We start from the raw sequence: 22,752 nt of genomic DNA, 5'->3' as shown, positions 1-22,752 counted from the left end.
TGACTGGTAGCCGTAAAAATCATACGGGCTCGCCACAGCCGTACTCCGCGACCAGTACCCCTATGCGTCGCGCATCGTGCCGACGAGGTCCTCAACCAGGTCTTCCATGGCCACCATCGCGACCACCTCGCCGCGCGCACCCGTCACCAGCGCGAGATGGCTGTTGCTGCGGCGCATCCGCGACAAGGCGTCGGCCAGGGGCAGGGACTTGGGCAGCCGCGGCAGCGGCCGCACCATCGCCAGGTCGATCACAGTCCGTGGGTCGTCACCCAGCGTCAGCATGTCCTTGATGTGCAGGTAGCCGATGAAGTCGCCGTTGACGTTGGCCACGGGAAATCGCGAGTAACCGGATTGGGCCAGGGCCTGCTCGACGGCGCCGACCGTCGGGCCGCTGCCCGCCGCGGCCACCGGCACGGCGTGAACGTCGGCGAGCGGGACCGCCACGTCGCCCACCACGCGAGTGCCGATCTGCAGCGCCCGGGTCAGCCTGGTGTGCTCCTCACGATCCAGCAGGCCTTGGGATTCCGATTCGGCGATCATCTCGCTCAACTCGACGGGGGAGACGGTGATCTCGAGCTCTTCCTTGGGTTCCACCCCCAGCGCGCGCACCACCACGCTGGCGCACTTGTTGTAGAACACGATGAACGGCCGCGCGGCTCGCACATAGGCCAGGTAGGCGGGCACCAGCAGCATCGCCGTGCGCTCCGGACCGGCGAGCGCGATGTTCTTGGGCACCATCTCGCCCAGCAGCACGTGCAGGGTCACGACGATCGCCAACGCGATCGCGAACGACAACGTGTGCAGCAGGGTTGGGTGAATGCCGGTCAGGCCCAGCGCCGAGCGCAGCAGGTCGGAGACCGCCGACTCGCCGATCCGCCCGAGCAGCAGCGAGGCGGCCGTGATTCCGAGCTGCGCCCCGGCCAGCATGGCCGGCAGCTGCTCTCCGGCGCGCATAACCGTGACCGCCCGGGCCTTGCCCTGTTCGGCCAGCGCTTCGAGGCGGTCGCGCCGCGCCGATATCAACGAGAATTCCGCCCCGACGAAGAATGCGTTGACGCCGATCAGCAGGATCGCCAGGAACACGCCCAGGGTGTTGCTCATCGGGTGCCCCCTGCCGCCGGCCTGTCGCCGTGCAGCTCGATCAACTCCAGCAGGTCGATCCGGCGCCCCTCCATCCGGATGACGGTCGCTTGCCAGCGCAGCGAGTTGTCCAACAGCCCGTCGGCGTCCAGGGCAGGCAACTTGACCGTTTCACCGGCGACCGGGATGTGGCCGAATTCCCGCAACGCCAGCCCGCCGATGGTCTCGTAGGGACCTTCGGGGGCGCGGAAGCCGGTGGCGGCGGCCACCTCGTCAATGCGCAGCAGACCCGAGACGCGCCAACCGCTTCCGGCCGCCACCACATCCGGGGTGGCGTCGTCGTGTTCGTCGCGGACGTCGCCGACGATCTCTTCGATCAGGTCCTCGACGGTCACCATGCCCGCGGTGCCGCCGTATTCGTCGACGACCATCGCGGTCTGCAGGCTGTTGGCGCGGATCTCGGCCATGACGGCGTCGCCGTCCAGCGTCGACGGGACCACCGGGACGGGCTGCGCCACCGAGATCAGCGGCGTGCCCGCCCGCTCGGCCGCCGGGATGGCCAGCACCTGTTTGACGTGCACGATGCCGACGGTTTCGTCGAGGTCACCGTCGACGATCGGGAAGCGGGAGAACCCGGACTCCGCCGCCGCGGCCACCAGGTCGGCGACCGTGTCGTCGGTCTGCAGCGCCACGATCTTCGACCGGGGCGTCATCAATTCCTCGGCCGTCAGGGCGCCGAACTGCAGAGAGCGCCGCACCAGCGACGCGGTGGCCGCATCCAGCGAGCCGCTGCGCGCCGATGAACGCACCAGCGACAGCAGTTCCTGGGGCGACCGCGCCGACCGCAGCTCCTCGGCCGGCTCGATACCCAGCTGACGCACGATCCAGTTCGCCACGCCGTTCGTGAGCCGGATCGCCGGGGTGAAAAACAGCGAGAACAGCAGCTGCACGCCCACCACGGCCCGCGCGGTGGACAGCGGCCGGGCGACGGCCAGGTATTTCGGGACCAGCTCGCCGAACACCATCGATACCGAGGTGACGACGACCAACGCCAGGAACGCCATGATCGCGTCGGCCATCCGGTCGGATATCCCGATCGCGTCAAACCACGGGTGCGGCAGGTCGGCCAGCATCGGATCGGTCAGATAGCCGGCCGCCAGGGTGGTGGCGGAGATGCCCAATTGAGCGCCGGACAGCTGGAACGACAACTTGTGGTGGGCGCGCCGGATCGCCCGGTCGCGGCGTCCGCCGCCGCGCGCGTTGGCCTCCACGGCGCTGCGGTCCAGCGTGGTGAGCGAGAACTCGGCGCCGACGAAGATCGCGTTGCCGAAGATCAGCACCGCGATGGCCAAGACGCTGATCACGGCGACGGTGACGTTCATGGATCACGCCGCCCGTTGGCCGATTGCCAGGTGCGACTCGCCGGGGAAGGCTCCGCATCCGGCGGCTCGTCCGACGGCCGCCGCACCCGAAATCCCATGGCCTGCACGGGTGCCTGCGGCACGTCGATCCCTTCGCTGCCTGAAACCGGTGCGGACGCGGTCGCCTCCGTCTTTGCTGACTCATGGTAGCCCGGTTCGCCCGACCTGCGGTCAACCACCGTTTTCATCGGTGCCCTCCACCACGTGGCCCGACCCGACTATGGGTTGCCTAACCTTACTCCGGTAGGCTGTGCGCACTATGGCGTCCGAAGCCCCTCCCGAAACCCAATCGGCGCAAGCACTTCCGCGCGAGCGCTTCGACATCGCCGACGAGATAGCGCGGATAGGCGCGCCGCCGGTCCCCGCCCTGAAGGCGCCTTTCGGGTTGCGGGTCGCTCGACGTGAGGACGCGGGCACGGTGTCGGAGTGGATGAACCGCCCACACCTGGCGGCGGCCTGGGAATACGACTGGCCGACGCCTCGGTGGGAGCGGCATCTCGGTGCACAGCTCGACGGAACGTATTCGCTGCCGCTGGTGGGAAGCATTCGCGGCGAGGACTGCGCCTACCTCGAATTATATTGGGGCGCAAAGGATCTGATCTCGCATTACTACCAGGCGGAGGCTTATGACCTGGGGCTGCACGCCGCCATCGCCGACCCGGCCCTGGTGAACCGGGGGCTGGGCCCGATGCTGCTGCCGCGGATCGTGGCCAGCGTCTTGTCCGCGGAGCGCCGCTGTGGGCGCATCATGTTCGACCCCGATCACCGCAACACCACAGCGCGCCGACTGTGCGAGAACGCCGGATGCACGTTCCTCGGGGAGCACGACACCGGAACCCGGCGGATGTCGCTCTACGCGTTGGAACGCCCGAACGCCGACGCATAGCCCTGCGCCCGGCGTCACTTGCGGACGGGGTCACCAACCCAGCGGCAGCGGATGGCCCTCGGCGAAGCCCGCGGTCGACTGCACCCCGACGACCGCGCGCTCGTACAGCTCCGTCAGGTTGGCGGCGCCGACGTATGTGCACGTGCTGCGGACGCCCGAGGTGATGTGGTCGATCAGGTCCTCGACGCCACCGCGGTCGGGGTCCAGCCCCATCCGCGACGTCGAAATGCCCTCCTCGAACAGCGCTTTGCGCGCGCGTTCGAACGCGGTGTCGGCGGCGCTGCGGGCGACCACGGCCCGCTTGGACGCCATGCCGTAGCTCTCCTTGTAGGGCTGGTCCTCGCGGTCGCGCATGAGGTCGCCGGGCGATTCGTAGGTGCCGGCGAACCACGACCCGATCATCACGTTGGACGCGCCCGCCACCAGCGCAAGCGCCACGTCCCGAGGATGCCGGACGCCCCCGTCGGCCCAGACGTGCCCACCCAATTGCCTTGCCGCCGAGGCGCATTCGACGACAGCCGAAAACTGCGGGCGGCCCACGGCGGTCATCATCCGGGTGGTGCACATCGCCCCCGGCCCCACGCCGACCTTGACGATGTCGGCCCCGGCGCCGAGCAGGTCACGGGTGCCTTCCGCCGAGACGACGTTGCCCGCCACGAGCGGCACGCCGAGTTCGAGCGAGGAGACCGTGCGGATCGCGTCGAGCGTCTTGACCTGATGCCCGTGTGCGGTATCGATGACCAGCACGTCGACGCCCGCCTCGGCCAGGGAGCGCGCTCTGGCCCCGACGTCGCCGTTGATGCCGACGGCCGCGCCGATCCGCAGCCGGCCGCCGGCGTCGACCGCCGGGGCGTAGAGGCCGGTCCGGACGGCCCCGGTGCGGGTCAGCACGCCGGCCAGCGTGCCGTCCGCGTTCGTCACCACGGCAACCCCGATCGGGGCGTGCTCGAGCAGGTCGAAGATCTTGCGCGGCTCGGTGCCGACCGGGGCGGTGACGAAGTCGGTGATCGTGACGTCACGCACCCTGGTGAACCGGTCAACGCCGAGGCAGCACGATTCGCTCACCAGGCCCATCGGGCGGCCCTCGAAGACGACGACGGCGACCCCGTGCGCGCGCTTGTGGATCAGCGCGGTCGCATCCGAAACCGAATCGTCGGGCGCCAGGACCACCGGGGTGTCGAGAACGAGGTCACGACTCTTGACGAAATCCACCGTCTGCTGGACGGCGGTGATCGGGAGATCCTGCGGCAGGATGACCAGGCCGCCTCGGCGCGCGACCGTCTCGGCCATCCTGCGCCCGGCCACCGCGGTCATGTTGGCCACCACGACGGGGATGGTGGTGCCCGAGCCGTCGTTGGTGGCCAGGTCGACGTCGAAGCGCGACTCGACGTCCGACCGGCTCGGCATGACGAAGACGTCGTTGTAGGTCAGGTCGTAACCGGGCCCATGCCCGTCCAGGAATCTCATCGTCTTCGCCGTGCCCCCTCGTGTCCTCTTAGTAGTACCCAGCTAGGCGGGCACTTCGCTGCGGTCCCCGCTCCACAGTGTGTGGAAGCGCTTGTCCGGCTCTTCGTCGATCCGGCCGTAGGTGTGCGCGCCGAAGAAGTCCCGCAAGCCCTGGGTCAGCGCCGCGGGCAGCCGCTCGGTGCGCAGGGCGTCGTAGTAGGACAGCGCGGAGGAGAAGCCCGGAATCGGAATGCCCAGTTGCGTGGCGGTCACCACGACGCGACGCCAGCCGTCGATCGCGGCCTCGACTGCGCTGCGGAAGTAGGGCGCGACGATCAGCGTCGCCAGGTCGGGATCTTCGTCGAACGCCTCTTTGATCCGGTTGAGGAACTTCGCCCGGATGATGCAGCCGCCCCGCCAGATGGTGGCCAGGTCGCCGGGCGTGACGCCCCAGTCGTATTCGGCGCTGCCGGCCTGAATCTGGTTGAACCCCTGCGCATAAGCGATGATCTTCGACGCGTACAGGGCCTGACGGACGTCCTCGACGAATCGCTCGGCGTCGGCGGGCTTTTGCCCCAGCTCGCCCGAAGCCAGCCCGGTGGTGGCCTTGCGCTGGGTCACCGAACCCGACAGCGCGCGGGCGAACACGGCCTCGGCGATGCCGGTCACCGGCACGCCGAGGTCCAGGGCCGACTTCACCGTCCAGCGGCCGGTGCCCTTCTGCTCGGCCTCGTCGAGGATGACGTCGACGAGCGGCTTTCCCGTCTTGGCGTCCTTCTGCCGCAGCACCTGCGCGGTGATTTCGACGAGGAAGCTGTCCAGGTCGCCTTTGTTCCACTCGTCGAACACGTCGGCGATCTGCTCGGCCGTCTTACCGAGGGCGTCGCGCAGCAGCTGGTAGGCCTCGCCGATCAGCTGCATGTCGGAGTACTCGATGCCGTTGTGCACCATCTTGACGAAGTGACCGGCGCCGTCCGGGCCGATGTGGGTGCAGCACGGCACGCCGTCGACGTGCGCGGAGATCTCCTCGAGCAGCGGGCCGAGCGACTTGTACGACTCGGCGGGTCCGCCCGGCATGATCGACGGGCCGTTGAGCGCGCCCTCCTCCCCGCCGGAGATGCCGGCGCCGACGAAGTGCAGGCCCCCGTCGCGCATCGCCTTCTCGCGGCGGATGGTGTCGGTGTAGAGGGCGTTGCCGCCGTCGATGATGATGTCGCCCTCTTCCATGGCGTCGGCGAGCTCGTTGATGACGGCGTCGGTGGGGTCGCCGGCCTTGACCATGATGAGCACCCGTCGCGGCTTCTCCAAGGCGTCAAGAAACTCCGCAATGGTCTCCGACCGCACGAACTTGCCCTCGTCACCGTGCTCTTTGAGCAGCGCATCGGTCTTGGCGACCGACCGGTTGTGCAGCGCCACCGTGTAGCCGTGCCGGGCGAAATTGCGAGCGATGTTCGAACCCATCACCGCCAGGCCGGTGACGCCGATTTGCGCCGTCGCGGTCTTGGAACCAGTCGGGGTATCCGACGAACCCATGTCTTCGCCTCTCAAGTCGGAGAACCTTGCCCAAAAGCTTTCCGTCACACTGTGGCACAGCGAACGTGCGGCCGCCCGGGGTGATAGCTTCGGCCTCGCTTCAGAGGTTGAACAGGCGCCGCAGTTCCGTGAGCCACGGGACCGCCAACGCGACGGTGGGCACCACAAACACGGCTGCCGCCGCCAGGTATGCGGCGGCCGACAGCGCCAGGCTGTTGCCATCCCCGCTCAGCCGGCGCACACGGACCACCGTGCTGGTGCCGCCCGCGGCCAATGCGCCCGACGGTGCCCGCCCGGACGCGCAGGCAACCAGGGCCCGCGCCAGGGGAGCACGACCCGCCGCGCGGACGGCGGCGTCGTCGGCGAGCAGCTCGACGAGCAGTTGTACCGCGCCGAGAGCGTTCGCGCTGCGTACCAGCCGGGGGAACGCGGCGTGCACCGCGGTGAAGGCTTCCAGAACCAGGTCGTGCCGGGCGCGCAGATGGGCCCGCTCGTGGGTGAGGATGGCGGCGACTTCCGCATCGGCGAGCGTGCTCAGCGCCCCCTCGCTGACCACCACCCGGCTGCGCACGCCGGGCAAGCAGTAGGCAAGCGGCTGCGCAACATCCAAGACCCGAAGGTCGCGCGTGCGGGCACAGGGCTGGGGGAGCGCCGTGTCGTGGCCGACTCCGACCAGATCGACCACCATGCGGTGATGGGCCCGCCGGCGCCGGGTGGCGATGGCCACCCGAACCACGGCAACCACCAATCGGGCGCCGACCAGCACGGTCAGCGCGAAAACACCGATGTACGCCGCCCACAGCGGCCACCCGAGCCGGCCGGCGTCGCCGACGATGCTGGCGGTGGGCCGGCCGTCGGGACCGGGCATGAGCAGCCGCGTGGCTATCGCGATGCCGGCGCTGAATGCGGACAGGACCGCGGCCAGGGCGATCGCCTGCCACAACACCATTGCGGCGCGAGGAGCGCGCAGCGGCCACCTCGCGCGTGCCAACAAGGCCGGCACCGGACCGACCAGCAGCACCGCGAGGATGGTGAAGGCCAGCGCGGACACGCTGTCAGTCTCCCTCAGTCCTCCGTCAACGCGCCAGCGGATGGCCCGTTGTTACGTTGATTGGCTTCCAGTTCGGCGAGCGCTCGCCGAAGCGCGTCCGCTTCGTCGGCGCCCACGCGCTCGACGAAGTGGACCAGCGCGGCCTGCCGGCCGCCGGAATCCTCGGCCTGGGCCAGCGCGTCGACCATGAGCCCGGCGACCAGCTCGTCGCGGCCGTGCACGGGTGCGTATCGGTGCGCGCGGTCGTCGCGGATCTGGGAGACCAGATTCTTCTTGGCCAGCCGTTGCAGGACGGTCATGATCGTCGTGTAGGCAAGGTCGCGTCGCGCCGACAGCGCGTCGTGCACCTGCCGGACCGTTTGCGGTTCCGGCGTAGACCACAAGTGATCCATCACGGCGCGTTCCAGATCCCCGAGCCGGGTCAGTTTCGCCATAGTGCGTTCTCTCCTGAGCGTCGAGGAACATCCTACTCCGGATTACTACCGACGGTCGTACCGAAGCTTCCCGCAGCGCCGCCGAATTGGTGCTTGCGAAATTAGGGCAGCCTTGCCTATGCTAACCGAGTCGAGCGAACGACGACCGCGGCGAGTCCTGAGGGCTGCAGTGACCCCCGGTCGACTCGATCGGCGAGCCCCGTGCCCAGTGGCACGGGGCTCAGCCGTTTCTTGGGCGGGCGTCCCGCCGGGAACGCCGTCGCCCGACCGATGGTGTAAACACAGAACGTGCCTCAGCCTCCGGAAACGACGATCCCGCCGGATTTCACCGCGCCCTTCGATCAGGAGATCGGGCTGCAATTCACCGAACTCAGCCCCGACGGCGCCCGCGCCCAGCTCGAGGTCACCCCCAAACTGCTGCAGCCGATGGGCCTCGTGCACGGCGGCGTGTATTGCTCGATCATCGAAAGCATGGCCAGCGTGGCCGCCTACACGTGGCTCGCCACCCGCGGCGGCGGGAACGTCGTGGGGGTCAACAACAACACCGACTTTCTGCGCTCCATCGGCTCGGGCATGGTGTACGGCGCAGCCGAGCCGATCCACCGCGGCCGGCGCCAGCAGTTGTGGCTGGTCACCATCACCGACGGCGACGAGCGGGTGGTCGCCCGCGGCCAGGTGCGGCTGCAGAACCTGGACGCGTAGCCCGGCCGGTACAAGCGTGGCCGGGTAGGCCTGCCCAACCCCGGCGCGTCCATTATCGATGGCCGGCCAATTATCAAAGCCGACAAAGGTCTTCGCGATAACCGTGTCTTCGGGATCGGCATGCCCGACGGACCGCCGACCGACGACTCATCGCGACACCTGGTGCCTCGATCCACGAATTGCGTTACCCCGGAAAGGCTTCCGGGACAGAGCGATCGACCAGGTTAGCTCGCCCGCCTGGCGGTCGCCGGGCGCTTGGCCTCCGCGGCGAGCACCGCCAACTGTTCGAGGCGGGTGCGGGCGAACGCCTGCTGTTCGGTGATGGTCAGCTGGCCGCGCCGCGTGCTGAGGAAGGTCACCGTCCACGACAGCAGCGTGCTCACCTTGGTCTTGAACCCGACCAGGTAGACCAGGTGCAGCACCAGCCACATCAGCCACGCGATGAAGCCGCTGAACTCCAACGGACCTACCTTGGCCACCGCGGAAAACCGCGAAACGGTGGCCATCGAACCCTTGTCGAAGTACTGGAACGGCCCGCGGTCAGCCGGATTGGCTCCGCCCAGTTCGGCTTTGATGGTGCCTGCGACGTACTTGGCGCCCTGGATCGCACCCTGGGCCACGCCCGGAACACCTTCGACGGCGGCCATGTCGCCGATGACGAACACGTTCGGGTGCCCCGGGATCGACAGGTCGGGCAGCACCTTCACCCGCCCGGCGCGGTCGAGTTCCACCGAGGACTGCTCGGCCAGGTCCAGGCCCAGCCCGCTGGCCTGCACGCCCGCGGACCACACCTTGCAGGCGGACTCGATGCGCCGGATGGTGCCGTCCGAGTCCTTGACCGTGATGCCGTTGCGGTCGACGTCGGTGACCATCGCCCCCAGCTGAATCTCCACGCCCATCTTCTCCAGCCGGGCGCGCGCCCGCGCGCCCAGCTTGTCGCCGAACGGCGGCAACACGGCGGGGGCGGCATCGAGCAGGATCACTCGCGCCTTCGTGGAGTCGATGCCACGGAACGAGCCCTTCAGCGTGTGGGCCGCCAATTCCGCGATCTGCCCGGCCATTTCGACGCCGGTCGGCCCGGCGCCGATCACGGTGAACGTCAGCAACTTGGCGCGTCGTTCCGGATCCCGCGACCGTTCGGCCTGTTCGAACGCGCTCAGGATCCGTCCGCGCACTTCCAGCGCGTCGTCGATTGACTTCATGCCGGGCGCGAATTCGGCGAAGTGGTCGTTGCCGAAGTACGACTGTCCCGCGCCCGCGGCGATAATCAGGCTGTCGTAAGGGGTTTCGTAGGTGTGGCCGAGCAAATCGGATACGACGTACTTGCCGGCCAGATCGATATGCGTGACGTCGCCGAGCAGCACCTGAACATTGCGCTGCCTGCGCAGGACGACACGGGTGGGCGGGGCGATGTCGCCTTCGGACACGATGCCCGTCGCCACCTGGTACAGCAACGGCTGGAACAGGTGGTGGGTGGTGCGCGCGATCAGTTTGATGTCGACATCGGCGTGCTTGAGTTTCTTTGCCGCATTGAGCCCACCGAATCCCGAACCGATGATGACCACCTGGTGGCGCCGCTCGGTTCCAGCTGTGGTTTCTGGTGGGGGGCTCATGTTTCCGCTGCTCCTGACGGGGGCTTTTGGACATGCGACTGCAGTTAGCCACAACGCTAGTCAGGCAGATACCCGGAAACCTAGTTGATACGCATGTGTTGTTTGCAACACTAACGGTGTGCGGATCCTAAGTGCCTGGTGGGCATCGGGCAGTGTGGCGCAGTTATCAGCTATCGGGACGAGGCCGGCGTCACTGGCTGGAGCCCTCGCCCGCGCAGTGGTCGTGGCCCGCCTGGATCGTCCCGCCGGGGGCCCGTGCCAGCGCGGCTGCCTCCGCTTCTTCGCGCGTCGGACCCCAGCCGCCGAAGTACCTGGACCTGGCCGCGTTCACGGCGAGCGCGACACACCCACCCTCACCGCTGGCCAGCAGGCGACAGTCGCTGATGCTCTTGCGACACGTGTCCATTGCCGCCTTCTCGGCGGCGCCCTGGTTGGCTGCTCCGTCGGCGATGTTGATGTGACCGGTGGAGTCCGAGATCGCCATGGCGATCCAGTTGTTGTCGGCATGCGCGATCGGCGGTGCGGCGAACGCCACGCCGGCCGCGATCGCCGCCAGGGCTCTTCTTTTCATGGCCGTCCCGGACCTCTACTTCCGCGCTGCGCCGTTGTGGCACAGGTAAACGCTGCTGCATGGAAGTATTACCGCGGCGGCACCAATCCGCGACCCCACATGAGCGGCGTCGCGGCTACCGGCCGACGACCGGGCGCAGCGCTTCGCCCACGGCGCTGATCACGCCAGGGGTGTAGAAGGGCAGGTTGATGATCACGCCGTCGATGCCGGCGTCCACCACTTTGGTCTTGATCTGGTCGGCGACCGAGTCGGGTCCGCCGACCACCATGCGTTGCTTCATTTCGGCCGGAATCTGATCGGGCTTCGCGTTCTCGTCCACCAGCACTGTGGTCAGCGTGCTGGTTTCCAGCGTCGCGGGGTCCCGGCCGATGTCCTCGCAGCGCCGCCGCACAACCTCCAATTTGCCTGGCAGTTCGTCGAATCCGGCGATCACGTTGAGGTGATCGAAGTGGCGCGCGGCCAGCGGGATCGTCTTCTTCTCGCCGCTGCCGCCGATCATCAGCGGAATGTGGTCACGGACGCGCGGATTCGCGAGCGCCTCGCGCACCTGGTACCACTTGCCGGAGAAGGTCGGCCGCTCGCCCTTGATCATCGGCAGGATGATCTGCAGCGCCTCCTCGAGCCGGTTGAACCTGTCGGTGAAGGTGCCGAATTCGAAACCGAGTTGGTCGTGTTCGAGTTGGAACCAGCCGGTGCCGATGCCCAGGATCGCGCGGCCCTGACTCACCACGTCGAGGGTGGTGATGGTCTTCGCCAGCAGGGCCGGGTTGCGGTACGTGTTGCCCGTTACCAAGGTGCCCAACTGAACTCGTTCGGTGGCGGTGGCCAGCGCACCCAGGGCGGTGTAGGCCTCCAGCATCGGCTGGTCGGGGTCGCCCAGCATGGGGAGTTGGTAGAAGTGGTCCATCACGAAAACCGAGTCGAAACCAGCCGATTCGGCCTCGCGAGCCTGAGCCAGAACAGTGGGAAAGAGTTTCTCCACCCCGGTGCCGTAGGAGAAGTTGGGAATCTGCAGACCGAGTCGAATAGCCACGCGATCTACCGTAGTGCGGCGCCGAGCGGGACGATACGGCTCGGCTTCTGATTACGCCCTCAGCCGAATTGGGCCAGCGCGCCGTGGCTGACGTGCAGCGTCTGGCCGGTGATGTGGCGGGCCGCCGGGGTGGTCAAAAACAGCGCCAACCGGGCCACCTCGCCGGCAACCGACGGGGGCGTCCGGGAGAGTCCGTCGTAGCCGGGCTGGGCACTGCGCCCGCTGGCCACGGCGTTGACCGTGATCCCGCGGGTGCCGAAGATGCCCGCCTGGCCCGCGACCCAATTCGACAGGGTCGCTTTGATGGCGGCGTCGACGCTTCCGGCCGGCGGGTTCTCGGGAACCACGCTGATGATGGAGCCACCCGAGCGCAGGTGGTCACCCACGGTCTGGACCGTCAGCACCGCCGACAGCACGGTGGCGTCCAAGGCATTCCGCCACGCATTGGCCGTGTCGGCGATCGAGTAGGTGCGTGGGTCGCCGGCTTCCCAGGAGGGCGCCGGAACGTTGACGATGGTGTCCAGATGATGGGGGAACGAGGCACGGGCCCCGGTCAGGCTCGCCGGGTCGGTAGTGTCGCAGACGATCGCGTCCACGTCCAATTCCTTGGCGGCGATCTCCAGTTCGCTGCGCCGCGCACCCACGAGCGTCACCTTGTGACCGGCATCGCGGAAGCCTTCGGCCACTGTGCGCCCCAGCTCGGTGTCTCCGCCGGTGACCAGCACCTCCACTGCCATGACCTCCTCGTGTTCAACGTTGAACCCAGACCCGGGCAGTTCCTTGTGGCCATCCACAAGACCGCCGAGGGGATCTGCCTGGGATCTCAGCGCGTTATGGCATCAATCTGCCTAGATGTTACTGGACAGTAGCTAGTCGGCGAAATTGATGACGCCGCGACGCGCGGATCATTTGGGTAACTATTCGGCGGGCACTTTTTTGCGACGTTCAAGCCGGTCAGCAAGCCGCATTCTCGGCGGGTTAGTGTGCACGCATGCGGCGGATCGGGATCCTGACCGGTGTGGTGTCGATGGTGCTCGTGACGGGCCTGGCCGGCTGCGGTTCGGAACCGCCCTCCCAGTCCCTGCAGGGGTCGGGAAGGCTGGTCGTGTTCGCGGCCGCCTCATTGAAGCCCGCGTTCAGTGAGATCAGCGCGCAGTTCAAGGCCCAAAATGCGGGCAGCAGCGTCGAGTTCGACTTTGCCGGATCCTCCGAACTGGGAACGCAGTTGACACAGGGCGCGACCGCCGACGTATTCGCCTCGGCGGATACCGCGCAGATGGACACGGTTGCCAAGGCCGGCCTGCTGTCCGGCGATCCGACGAACTTCGCGTCGAACACGCTGGTGATCGTTACCGCTCCGGGCAATCCCAAGAACGTCGGCTCCTTCGCCGATCTCGCGAGGCCGGGTCTGGGCGTGGTGGTCTGCCAGAAGCCGGTGCCGTGCGGATCGGCGACCCGGCGGGTCGAAGACAACACCGGCGTCCACCTCAACCCGGTCAGCGAGGAACCGAGCGTGACGGACGTCCTCGACAAGGTCACCACCGGCCAGGCGGATGCCGGGCTGGTGTATGTCACCGACGCCCACAGCGCGGGCAACAAGGTCGCGACCGTGAACTTCCCGGAGGCCGCCGGCGCGGTGAACGTCTATCCGATCGCGGTGCTGAAGAACGCCCCGCAACCGGCATTGGCGCAAAAGTTCGTGGCCCTGGTGACCGGTGACACCGGCCAGAACATCCTGGCCCGGTCGGGCTTCGCCAAACCCTGACAGGGCACCGCCCCACGCAACTGCGACGGATACGCGGTCGCGCGCGATTACGCCTCGTTGCAAGAGAATCCTATGAAGTCAGCGGATGCTGGCTAGCATTAGCTGACACCGTTGTTCGACTGGAGTAAATACGGCGTGAATGCGGTCTTGCCGACGGGCATGGCGACGCTGCTTTTGGCTGACGTCGAGGGTTCCACGCGACTGTGGGAGACCCAACCCGAGGAAATGGGCGCCGCCCTCGTGCGCTTCAACAAAACCGTCTCCGAGGTTATCGCCGCCCATCGCGGAGTGCGGCCGGTGGAACAGGGCGAGGGCGACAGCTTTGTGGCGGCGTTTGCCCGCGCTTCTGACGCCGTGACCTGTGCGCTGGAGTTGCAAAGGGCACCACTGGCGCCGATCCGGCTACGGATCGGCGTTCACACCGGCGAAGTGCAGCTCCGCGACGAGGGCAACTACGCGGGACCGACCATCAACCGCTCCGCGCGGCTGCGCGATCTGGCCCACGGCGGCCAGACCGTTTTGTCAGGCGCGACCGAGGACCTGGTGGTCGACCGGCTCCCGCCCGGCGCGTGGCTGACGGACCTGGGTAGTCACCCGCTACGGGATCTACCGCGGCCCGAGCGGGTGGTTCAGCTATGCCATCCCGACCTGCGCAACGACTTTCCCCCGCTGCGTACCGCAAAATCCGCTGCCTCGAATTTTCCGGTGCAGCTCACCAGCTTTGTCGGCCGCGGCGCACAGATGACTGACTTGGAGAAGCTGCTCGTCGACAACCGGCTGGTGACCCTGATCGGTGCCGGCGGCGCCGGCAAGACCCGTCTCGCCGTTGAAATGGCGGGACGCATCGCCGCGGAGTTCGGTGACGGTGTGTGGTGCGTCGATCTGGCGCCGGTCACCCATCCCGGTGTGGTGGCGGTCGCGGTGGCCCGTGCGTTCGGTCTGTCCGATCAGCCCGGCCGCTCCACGATGGACACGTTGCTGCGGTTTGTTCGCGACCGCCAGATGCTGGTTGTGCTGGACAACTGCGAACACCTGCTCGACGCGAGCGCGGAGCTGGTCGTCGCGCTCCTCGGTGCCGCGCCGGGGCTGACGCTGCTGGCCACGAGTCGTGAGCCGATTGGCGTTGCGGGCGAAGTGAGCTGGCGGGTGCCGTCGCTGTCGTTGGCCGACGAGGCGATCGAGTTGTTCGTCGACCGGGCCCGCCGTGCTCGCCCAGATTTCGCCGTCGACGACAAGAACGCCCCAGCCGTGGGTGAGATTTGTCGGCGCCTGGACGGGATGCCCCTGGCGATCGAGCTGGCGGCGGCCCGGGTGCGGGCGCTGTCGGTGACCGAGATTCTCGAAGGTCTGCGTGACCGGTTCCGGCTCCTGACCGGTGGTGCGCGCAACGCGGTGCTTCGCCAGCAGACGTTGCGCGCCTCGGTGGACTGGTCGCATGCTCTGCTGACCGAACCCGAGCGGGTCGTGTTTCGCCGGCTCTCGGTGTTCCTCGGCGGGTTCGATCTGGACGCAGCCCGCGCCGTCGCCGGTGGTGGCGATGTGGAGCGGTATCAGGTCCTGGACCTGCTCAGTCTGCTGGTCGACAAGTCGCTGGTGGTCGCCGAGAACAGCGGAGGTCGTACGCGCTACCGGCTGTTGGAAACCGTGCGCCAGTACGCGCTGGAGAAGCTCGCCGAGTCCGGCGAAGCCGACGCCATCCGGTCGCGTCACCGCGATCACTACACGGCGCTCGCCGCCCTGCTCGACGCGCCGGCAGACCCTGATTACGAACAGCGAATCGAGCAGGTCGAAACCGAGATCGCCAACCTGCGCGCCGCGTTTTTGTGGAGCCGGGAAAACTTCGACGTCGAGCTCGCGCTAACGGTAACCTCGTCGCTGCAGCCGCTGTGGGAAGCGCGGGGCCGCATCAGGGAAGGGCTGGCCGGCTTTGACGCCGCCCTGGCCGATCTCGCCGCGCAACAGTCCGTGGTGGCACCCGCGGTGCGGGCGCGGGCGCTGGCCGACAGGGCCATGCTCGCGATCCGGATGGGTGACGCCGAAAGCCTGGATCAGGCTCAGCAGGCCCTGGCGATCGCGCGCGAGGTCGATGACCCGGCCCTGCTGGCGCGGGCGCTGACCGCCTGCGGCGTGATCGCCGCCTTCCGCACGCATTTTGAGCTGTCCCGGACGTACTTCGCCGAGGCCATCGGCTTGGCCCGTGCCTTGGATGATCGATGGCGCCTCGGCCAGATCCTCGCCCACCAGGCGATGGCGGCGAGCGTCGCCGGTGACCCGATCGCGACGCGCGCGGCCGCGGAAGAGGGCCGCGACATGGCCGAGGCGACCGGTGACCGTTTCGCCTCGCGCTATTGCCGCTGGTGCCTCGGCGTGGCACAGGCTTATCAGGGCGACCTGGCCGGTGCCGTCGCACAATTCGGTGAGCTGGCGGCGGAGGCCCAGGCAGCTCGCGATGGGATCATTGAGGCAGCTAGCCTCGCGTACCTGAGCGCCGGGCTGGCCTTTCAGGGTGACGCGGCGGCGGCCCGCGCTTCCGCCGAGGCGGCCATCGAGGCCGCCGCCGAGCTCGGCGGGATCTACGCGGGCACCGGCTACGTGGCGTTGGCAATCGCGGCCCTGGCCGCCGGGGATGCTGCGATGCTGCGGAACGCGGCCGAGGCCGGGCCGTACCTGACCGGCCTGCCCCAGACGGCGGCGATGCAACGAGTCTTCCGTGTGGAGGCCGCACTGTTGAGCGGGGATCTGCTCGCGGCCCGCCGCGGAGCCGACGAGGCGGTCTCGAGCACGACGGGCTTTTACCTGTCGCAAGCGCTGTTGACGCGCGCACGTGTGGCGATTGCACAGGGGGAGCCAGATCAAGGCGCACGCGACGCCCACGACGCGCTCGCGTGTACGACCGAAGTCGAGGCTCACCTGCACATTCCCGACATCCTGGAATGCCTGGGCAGTTTGGCCGGCGAGGCTGACAGCCACCGCGAGGCGACACGGCTGTTCGGCGCCGCACACGGCATTCGTCAACGCAGGGGCGGGGTCCGCTTCAAGGTCTGGGACGGCGGCTACGAAGCCTCGGCGAATGCGCTGCGAGAAGCCTTGGGCGAGAACGACTTTGGCGCTGCTTGGGCCGAGGGCGCGGCCATGTCCACCGAGGAGGCCGTCGCCTACGCCCAACGTGGCCGCGGTGAACGCAAACGCCCGACCAGTGGCTGGGCATCACTCACCCCAACCGAACGCGACGTGGTGCGACTGGTGAGCGAAGGACTCGCCAACAAGGACATCGCCGCACGGCTTTTCGTCTCACCGCGTACCGTCCAAACCCACCTGACCCACATCTACACCAAACTCGCGCTGAGCTCACGCACGCAACTCGCACAGGAGGCTTCCCGCCACGCCTGAGCGCGCACGTAATCCATGTTCGCTCATGAGCGGCATTCAGCTCGAGTGTTCGAGTTCCGTTCGGGCCTGGTCGATTTGGTCATAGGCGTACGTCACCATGGCGGTAATGGTCATCGTTTCGCCCGTGCGGGCGAGAGATTCGTAGGTTTGGTCGCCGAGGACCTCGCGCAAGTGCGATTTGAATGCTGCGAGTTCGGGTAAGGTCACCGCGGCCATGGGATGGACCGCTGCGAAGCCGGCGATGGTGGCCGCTGGTTCGTAGCGTCCGACCCGGTCGAGAACAAATGCCAAGATACCGAGCGGGTTGGGCAACATGCCGATGTTGCCCGACTCGTGGTTATTGCGTATGGCCGCATCGAGGCGATTCAAAGCCGCCATCGGGTCGCCTTGTTCGGCTTCGAGTCCGCACAGCCAGTACCCCAGTTGTGTCTCGAAAAATCGGTTGCCGCTGTCCTGCGCGATGTGCACCACGCGCCGCAACGCCTGCAGTGCGCGGCCTGGATCCGATTCGCGGAAGGCGTACCCGCACACGAAAAGTACGTATGAAACCACCCAAGGATTGCCGACAGCTTCGACGGTATCGATGAGGCTGTTGGCGGTTACCAACGCCTCGTCAGCCGAACCGGAGACGGCCAGAGCGAACACCAGGTTCGCCCTGGCCATGGTGTTGGCGTCACCAGTGCGCCTCAGCTGGGCGCGGCACAGCTCGACATACCGTGCGGGCTGGCCGACGAACAAATAAGCGCTGCCGAGCCAGCCCTCGCCGAAGTACGACACCTTGTCGCTCGCAGCGGCGATGACTGTCTGGCCGACCTCGCTATAGTGCACAGCCTCTTCGGAGCGCCCGACGAGAACGCACAGCGATGCACCGACGCATAAGGCGGCGAGTCGAGGATGGTCGACGGCGCGGGCGGGCTCGATCAACTCCTCGGCCCAGGTGATGGGTTCATAGTTTTCGAGAAAGGGGCCGAGCAACGCTGCGTACGCCGCGATGGCGGCGCCCGCGTCCAGGTCGTTGTGCTCTGTGGACCACCGAAAGGCGGTACGCAGGTTGGCCATCTCGACCGTGAGCCACTCGTACGCCTCGCGCTGGCGCGGGCTGTCCCACAGGGCCATGACGTCGGCTTCCCGTCCGGCGAAGTACCGCGAGTGGGCGGCCCGGACCTCGGTGGACGCACCGCCGGCAACAAGTTGTTCCTCGGCGAACTGACGAATAGTCTCCAGCATCGAAAACCGAGTCCGCCCTGAAGATCTGTCGGCAATCAGCAGTGACTTGCGCACCAGAGCGTCGAGCACCTCGAGGATGGCGTACTCGTCGAAGTCATCTGATCCGGCTACCGCGCAGGCACTTTGGAGGTCGAATCCGCCTGCAAAGACCGAACAGCGGTCCAACACGGTCTTTTCGGTGTCGTCGAGAAGGTCGTAGGACCAGGCCACGGCGTGGCGCAGCGTGTGGTGGCGTTCCAGGCCACGCCGCGAGCCGACCAGCAGCCGGAAGCGGTGGTCGAGACGATCGCGGACCTCGCTGGCCGTCATCGACGCCATCCGGGAGGCCGCCAGTTCGATGGCTAACGGAATCCCGTCAAGGCGCTGACAGATCTCGGTGACTGCGGCGGCCTCACCGCCGTTGACGATCGAGAACCCCGACGCAATGCCTTGGGCGCGTTCGACGAACAAGGTCACCGCCGCGGAGTCGATTCCCGCTGCGGCGTCCAGAGGTCGCACCGGCCACACCCGCTCGTCGGAGACTCCGAGTCCCTCGCGACTGGTGGCGAGGATTCGTACGGTCGCCGAGTACGCAAGGATGGCCTCGATCAGGTCGGCAATAGCGTCGAGAACATGCTCGCAGTTGTCGATCACCAGCAACCGTACGCGGCCCTCCAGCGCGGCGGCCAGCGACTGACTGACCTTCTTGCCCGGCTGCTGGGTGATGCCCAGCACCGCGGCAACCGCGTCGGGTACCGCCGCCGGATCGGTGACCGCCGCCAGCTCGAAAAGCCAGACGCCATCGGGAAACTCGTCGGCGAGCCGACCAGCGACCTCGACCGCCAGGCGGGTCTTGCCGACCCCGCCCACCCCCGTCAGCGTCACCAACCGATACGCCTTGAGCGCCGCTTCGATCTCGGTGACCTCGAGCTCACGTCCGATCAAGCTGGTGCTCGCCGGCCGCAAATTCCCTGAAGTCGTATCGAGCCCTCGTAGCGGCGCAAACTCGGTTCGCAGGCCGGCTGCCCGAAGCTGGAACACACCGACCGGCATCGGCACGCCGCGCAACCTTCGCGGCCCGAGATTGACGAGGTCGACTCCGCTGAGCAGACCCGCCGTCGAGTCGGCCAACAGGATCTGCCCGCCGTGACCGGCCGCCATCACCCGCGCCGCGCGGTTCAGCGCCGTGCCGAAGTAGTCGCCGTCCCGCAGCTCGGCCTCACCGGTCGCCAGCCCCATCCGGACCGGCAACTCAAGTCTGCGCTGCGCGACCACCGCGGCATCCACCGCCGAGCGTGGCGAGGCGAACGCGGCGCACACGCCGTCACCGGTGTGCTTGAACATGAAACCGCCGTGCCCCTGGATCGCCGAACGCAACACCTTGTCATGTGCGGCAAGGGCTTTCCGCATCAAATCCGCGTCCTTCTCCCACCGACGGGTCGAATCCTCAATATCGGTGAACAGAAACGTCACAACCCCAGCAGGCGGGCGCCCTGCGGACACCCGCAAAGGATGTCACACCGAGCCCACTGCCACCTAGCAAACCGCGACGGACTTTCAACACTCTCGGATGTCCTCTTTCGCGAAATCTTTCGCTGTGCCAATTCGGCCTGGCACAGCGGAAGACTCGAAAATGAGCGTGACACCGGGATCGGATCGGTGGACTCATACCCGATTCGCGGCTCGCGCAGCGCTAGGTTGAGGCGGTGTCTATCTCCCGACCATGGTTAGGGGGTGTACGTACTGGCGAGCGTCGCACGGATCTGCCGCGCTGGGTGTACATCCCCTCCGCGGTGGGGATGGTGTTCGTGGTGCTGCCGTTGCTGGCCATCGCGATCAAGGTCGACTGGCCGAATTTCTGGTCGCTGATCACCAGCTCGTCCTCTCGGACGGCCCTGTTGCTCAGCCTCAAGACCGCCGCCGCCAGCACCCTGCTGTGCGTGTTGCTCGGCGTGCCCATGGCGTTGGTGCTGGCCCGCAGCACGGCGCGGTCCGTGCGGCTGTTGCGGCCGTTGATCCTGCTGCCGTTGGTGCTGCCGCCGGTGGTGGGCGGAATCGCGCTGCTCTACGCGTTCGGCCGGCTCGGATTGCTCGGCCGGTACCTCGAAGCCGCCGGCATCAGCATTGCGTTCAGCACCACCGCGGTCGTGCTGGCGCAGACGTTCGTCTCGCTGCCGTTCCTGGTCATCTCCCTGGAGGGGGCCGCGCGCACCGCCGGCGCCGACTTCGAGGTCGTCGCGGCGACCCTGGGGGCGCGTCCCAGCGCGATCTGGTGGCGGGTCACCCTCCCGCTGCTGCTGCCCGGCCTGATGTCGGGGACGGTGCTGGCGTTCGCCCGCTCGCTGGGGGAGTTCGGCGCGACGCTGACGTTCGCCGGGTCGCGGCAAGGAGTGACCCGCACGTTGCCGCTGGAGATCTACCTGCAGCGGGTCACCGACGCCGACGCGGCGGTGGCGTTGTCGATCCTGTTGGTGGCCGTGGCCGCAGTGGTGGTGTTGGGCTTGGGCGCCCGCCGGCTGAGCGGCACCGAGGCGAGGCAGCCCGGGCCGTGAGCGAATTGCACCTGCGCGCCGTCGTGGCGGACCGCGCCCTGGACGTCGAGTTCTCCGTATCGGCGGGCGAAGTGCTGGCAGTCCTTGGACCCAACGGCGCGGGCAAGTCGACCGCGCTGCATGTCATCGCCGGGCTGATACGCCCGGATCGAGGATTCGTGCGGTTGGGGGATCGGGTGCTGACCGACACCGCGGCCGGGGTGGACGTGGCGACCCACGACCGCCGCGTCGGCCTGCTCTTGCAGGACCCGCTGTTGTTCCCGCACATGAGCGTTGCCACCAACGTGGCCTTCGGGCCGCACAGCCGTCGTGGCTGGCTCCGCCCGGCCCGGGCCGCGGAGAAGGCGACGGCGCTGCGCTGGTTGCGCGAGGTGGACGCCGAGTCGCTGGCCGGCCGGAAGGCGCGCCAGCTGTCCGGCGGTCAGGCCCAGCGGGTGGCGATCGCGCGGGCGCTTGCCGCCGAGCCCGACGTGTTGCTGCTCGACGAGCCGCTGACGGGCCTCGACGTCGCCGCGGCCGCGGGAATCCGCGCGGTGTTGCGCCGCGCGGTAGGCCGCACCGGCTGCGCGGTCGTGCTGGTCACGCACGACCTGCTCGACGTGTTCACCCTGGCCGACCGGGTGCTGGTGCTGGAGGCCGGCAAGATCTCCGAGGTCGGCCCGGTCTCCGATGTGCTCACGGCCCCGCGCAGCCACTTCGGGGCGCGCATCGCCGGCATCAATCTGGTCAACGGGACCGTCGCGCCCGACGCCTCGCTGGACGCGCGCTCGGGGGCCCGCTGGCACGCCGCCCCCACTCTTCAAGGGGGCGACGAACTCGCTGCCGGACGGAACGCGATCGCGGTCTTCCCGCCCACGGCGGTGGCGGTTTACCGGGAGCGGCCGCACGGCAGCCCGCGGAACACCGTCGAGGTGACGGTGGCGGAGATGGACATTCGCGGGTCGGCGGTGCTGGTGCGCGGCGAGCAGCAACCCGACGGCGCCCCCGGCCTGGCCGCGGAGATCACCGTCGACGCCGCCTCGGAGCTGCGGCTGGCGCCCGGAGAGCAGGTGTGGTTCTCCGTCAAAGCCCATGAGGTGGCGTTGTATCCGGCGGCGCACTGAGGGCGGAATTGAGCACCGGGCTGCCCGGTGGGTTGCACATCGGCAACATCAATAAAACGGCATCGCAATTGTCCGCAAGGCTCCTTGCGTCACAGCGGTAACACGGTAGGTTCGTCGCCATGGACCAGGTGGAACCCAACTCGACACGTCGCAAAGGCCTGTGGGCGACGCTGGCGATAGCCACGGTGACCAGTGCCAGCGCCGTCACGATCGCTTTTCCGGCGACCTCGTACGCCGACCCGGAAGTCCCGACTCCGGTGCCGCCGGCAACGCCGACCGCCCCAGCTCCCGCGGCCGCTCCGGCGCCCGGCGCTCCTCCGGCACCGGTCGATCCCAACGCGCCCGTGCCACCGCCACCGCCGCCCGTCGACCCGAACGCGCCGCCGCCCCCGCCACCGGCTGACCCGAACGCCGGGCGGATCGCCAACGCCGTGGGCGGTTTCAGCTACGTCCTTCCCCCTGGGTGGGTGGAGTCGGACGCGTCCCACCTCGACTACGGCTCGGCGCTGCTGAGCAAGACGACGGGGCAGCCGCCGATGCCCGACCAGCCACCACCGGTCGCCAACGACACGCGCATCGTGATGGGCCGTTTGGACCAAAAGCTTTACGCCAGTGCCGAAGCCAACAACTCCAAGGCCGCGGTGCGGCTGGGCTCGGACATGGGTGAGTTCTTCCTGCCGTATCCGGGCACCCGAATCAACCAGGAAACCACCCCGCTAACCGGGGCCAACGGCGTCACCGGCAGCGCGTCCTATTACGAGGTCAAGTTCAGCGACGCCTCCAAGCCCAATGGCCAGATTTGGACCGGCGTGGTCGGGCTGCCCGCGGGGAGCACGCCGAACGGCGGACCGCCGCAACGCTGGTTCGTGGTGTGGCTCGGGACGGCAAACGATCCCGTCGACAAAGGCGCGGCCAAGGCGCTGGCCGAGTCCATCCAGCCCTGGGCGGGCCCCCCCCCGCCGCCCC

18 protein-coding genes are annotated in these 22,752 nt (G+C 68.1%); 7 read left to right on the top strand and 11 right to left on the bottom strand.

Annotated elements, in window-relative coordinates; genetic code table 11:
• Window positions 1-60: 60 nt before the first annotated feature.
• Window positions 61-1,101 (bottom strand): hemolysin family protein, encoded by a 1,041-nt coding sequence (locus A5678_RS24255; protein WP_068048071.1) that lies wholly within the window; start codon window positions 1,099-1,101, stop codon window positions 61-63.
• The gene (locus A5678_RS24250; RefSeq protein ID WP_068048068.1) at window positions 1,098-2,462 is read right to left on the bottom strand and encodes a hemolysin family protein; all 1,365 of its coding nucleotides are present in this window, start codon (window positions 2,460-2,462) and stop codon (window positions 1,098-1,100) included. Before A5678_RS24250 ends, A5678_RS24255 begins: the two co-directional genes overlap by 4 nt.
• Window positions 2,463-2,760: 298 nt before the next feature.
• Between A5678_RS24250 and A5678_RS24245 the strand changes: the two genes are divergently transcribed.
• A complete protein-coding gene (locus tag A5678_RS24245; RefSeq protein WP_068048065.1) occupies window positions 2,761-3,387 on the top strand; it encodes a GNAT family N-acetyltransferase in 627 nt (208 codons plus the stop codon).
• Window positions 3,388-3,417: 30 nt separating this feature from the next.
• On the opposite strand, the gene A5678_RS24240 is transcribed toward A5678_RS24245, so the two are convergent.
• From A5678_RS24240 to A5678_RS24225, 4 genes are all read right to left on the bottom strand, one after another.
• Window positions 3,418-4,854: a GuaB1 family IMP dehydrogenase-related protein gene (locus A5678_RS24240; RefSeq protein WP_068048062.1), complete on the bottom strand. Its 1,437-nt coding sequence runs from the start codon at window positions 4,852-4,854 to the stop codon at window positions 3,418-3,420.
• 42 nt (window positions 4,855-4,896) lie between these two features.
• On the bottom strand, window positions 4,897-6,366 hold the full coding sequence (gene gndA, locus A5678_RS24235; RefSeq protein ID WP_068048059.1) for an NADP-dependent phosphogluconate dehydrogenase: 1,470 nt from the start codon (window positions 6,364-6,366) through the stop codon (window positions 4,897-4,899).
• Window positions 6,367-6,466: 100 nt separating this feature from the next.
• On the bottom strand, window positions 6,467-7,417 hold the full coding sequence (locus tag A5678_RS24230; RefSeq protein ID WP_068048056.1) for a M56 family metallopeptidase: 951 nt from the start codon (window positions 7,415-7,417) through the stop codon (window positions 6,467-6,469).
• Between the two features lie 14 nt (window positions 7,418-7,431).
• Window positions 7,432-7,851, bottom strand: coding sequence for a BlaI/MecI/CopY family transcriptional regulator (locus tag A5678_RS24225; RefSeq protein ID WP_068048052.1), 420 nt, complete (start codon window positions 7,849-7,851; stop codon window positions 7,432-7,434).
• Window positions 7,852-8,139: 288 nt separating this feature from the next.
• Here A5678_RS24225 and A5678_RS24220 point away from each other — a divergent pair, with 288 nt between their 5' ends.
• Window positions 8,140-8,553 carry a PaaI family thioesterase gene (locus tag A5678_RS24220; protein WP_068048049.1) on the top strand — a complete coding sequence of 138 codons (414 nt, stop codon included), beginning with the start codon at window positions 8,140-8,142 and terminating at the stop codon, window positions 8,551-8,553.
• 224 nt (window positions 8,554-8,777) lie between these two features.
• Here the strand turns inward: A5678_RS24220 and A5678_RS24215 are convergent, their stop codons facing one another.
• The 4 genes from A5678_RS24215 to A5678_RS24200 all read right to left on the bottom strand — a co-directional run bounded on the left by A5678_RS24215 (window position 8,778) and on the right by A5678_RS24200 (window position 12,507).
• Window positions 8,778-10,166: an NAD(P)/FAD-dependent oxidoreductase gene (locus tag A5678_RS24215; protein ID WP_068048046.1), complete on the bottom strand. Its 1,389-nt coding sequence runs from the start codon at window positions 10,164-10,166 to the stop codon at window positions 8,778-8,780.
• Window positions 10,167-10,356: 190 nt separating this feature from the next.
• Complete coding sequence (locus A5678_RS24210; protein WP_068048043.1) at window positions 10,357-10,737, bottom strand: DUF4189 domain-containing protein; 381 nt, start codon at window positions 10,735-10,737, stop codon at window positions 10,357-10,359.
• A gap of 115 nt (window positions 10,738-10,852) precedes the next feature.
• Window positions 10,853-11,770, bottom strand: a complete 918-nt coding sequence (locus A5678_RS24205) for an LLM class F420-dependent oxidoreductase (protein WP_068048039.1) — start codon at window positions 11,768-11,770, stop codon at window positions 10,853-10,855.
• Window positions 11,771-11,829: 59 nt separating this feature from the next.
• Window positions 11,830-12,507 carry an SDR family oxidoreductase gene (locus A5678_RS24200; protein WP_068048121.1) on the bottom strand — a complete coding sequence of 226 codons (678 nt, stop codon included), beginning with the start codon at window positions 12,505-12,507 and terminating at the stop codon, window positions 11,830-11,832.
• Window positions 12,508-12,761: 254 nt separating this feature from the next.
• On the opposite strand from A5678_RS24200, the gene modA reads away from it, so the two are divergent.
• Both modA and A5678_RS24190 read left to right on the top strand, forming a co-directional pair.
• Complete coding sequence (gene modA, locus A5678_RS24195) at window positions 12,762-13,535, top strand: molybdate ABC transporter substrate-binding protein (RefSeq protein ID WP_068048036.1); 774 nt, start codon at window positions 12,762-12,764, stop codon at window positions 13,533-13,535.
• Between the two features lie 135 nt (window positions 13,536-13,670).
• On the top strand, window positions 13,671-16,925 hold the full coding sequence (locus tag A5678_RS24190; RefSeq protein ID WP_068048033.1) for a LuxR C-terminal-related transcriptional regulator: 3,255 nt from the start codon (window positions 13,671-13,673) through the stop codon (window positions 16,923-16,925).
• Between the two features lie 36 nt (window positions 16,926-16,961).
• Here the strand turns inward: A5678_RS24190 and A5678_RS24185 are convergent, their stop codons facing one another.
• Window positions 16,962-19,604: an adenylate/guanylate cyclase domain-containing protein gene (locus A5678_RS24185; protein WP_082945726.1), complete on the bottom strand. Its 2,643-nt coding sequence runs from the start codon at window positions 19,602-19,604 to the stop codon at window positions 16,962-16,964.
• A 326-nt stretch (window positions 19,605-19,930) separates the two neighbouring features.
• Here A5678_RS24185 and A5678_RS24180 point away from each other — a divergent pair, with 326 nt between their 5' ends.
• The 3 genes from A5678_RS24180 to A5678_RS24170 all read left to right on the top strand — a co-directional run.
• A complete protein-coding gene (locus tag A5678_RS24180; protein ID WP_156747067.1) occupies window positions 19,931-20,683 on the top strand; it encodes an ABC transporter permease in 753 nt (250 codons plus the stop codon).
• On the top strand, window positions 20,680-21,786 hold the full coding sequence (locus A5678_RS24175) for a sulfate/molybdate ABC transporter ATP-binding protein (protein ID WP_068048024.1): 1,107 nt from the start codon (window positions 20,680-20,682) through the stop codon (window positions 21,784-21,786). Before A5678_RS24180 ends, A5678_RS24175 begins: the two co-directional genes overlap by 4 nt.
• 119 nt (window positions 21,787-21,905) lie before the next feature.
• Window positions 21,906-22,752: alanine and proline-rich secreted protein Apa (locus tag A5678_RS24170; RefSeq protein ID WP_068048021.1), on the top strand; the 847-nt coding region annotated here is incomplete at its 3' end.

Origin of the sequence: Mycobacterium sp. E2733 (assembly GCF_001667585.1) — a bacterium.
Lineage (GTDB): Bacteria > Actinomycetota > Actinomycetes > Mycobacteriales > Mycobacteriaceae > Mycobacterium.
The sequence above is the reverse complement of the archived record's forward strand: the minus strand, read 5'-3'. Positions and strand labels throughout refer to the sequence as shown.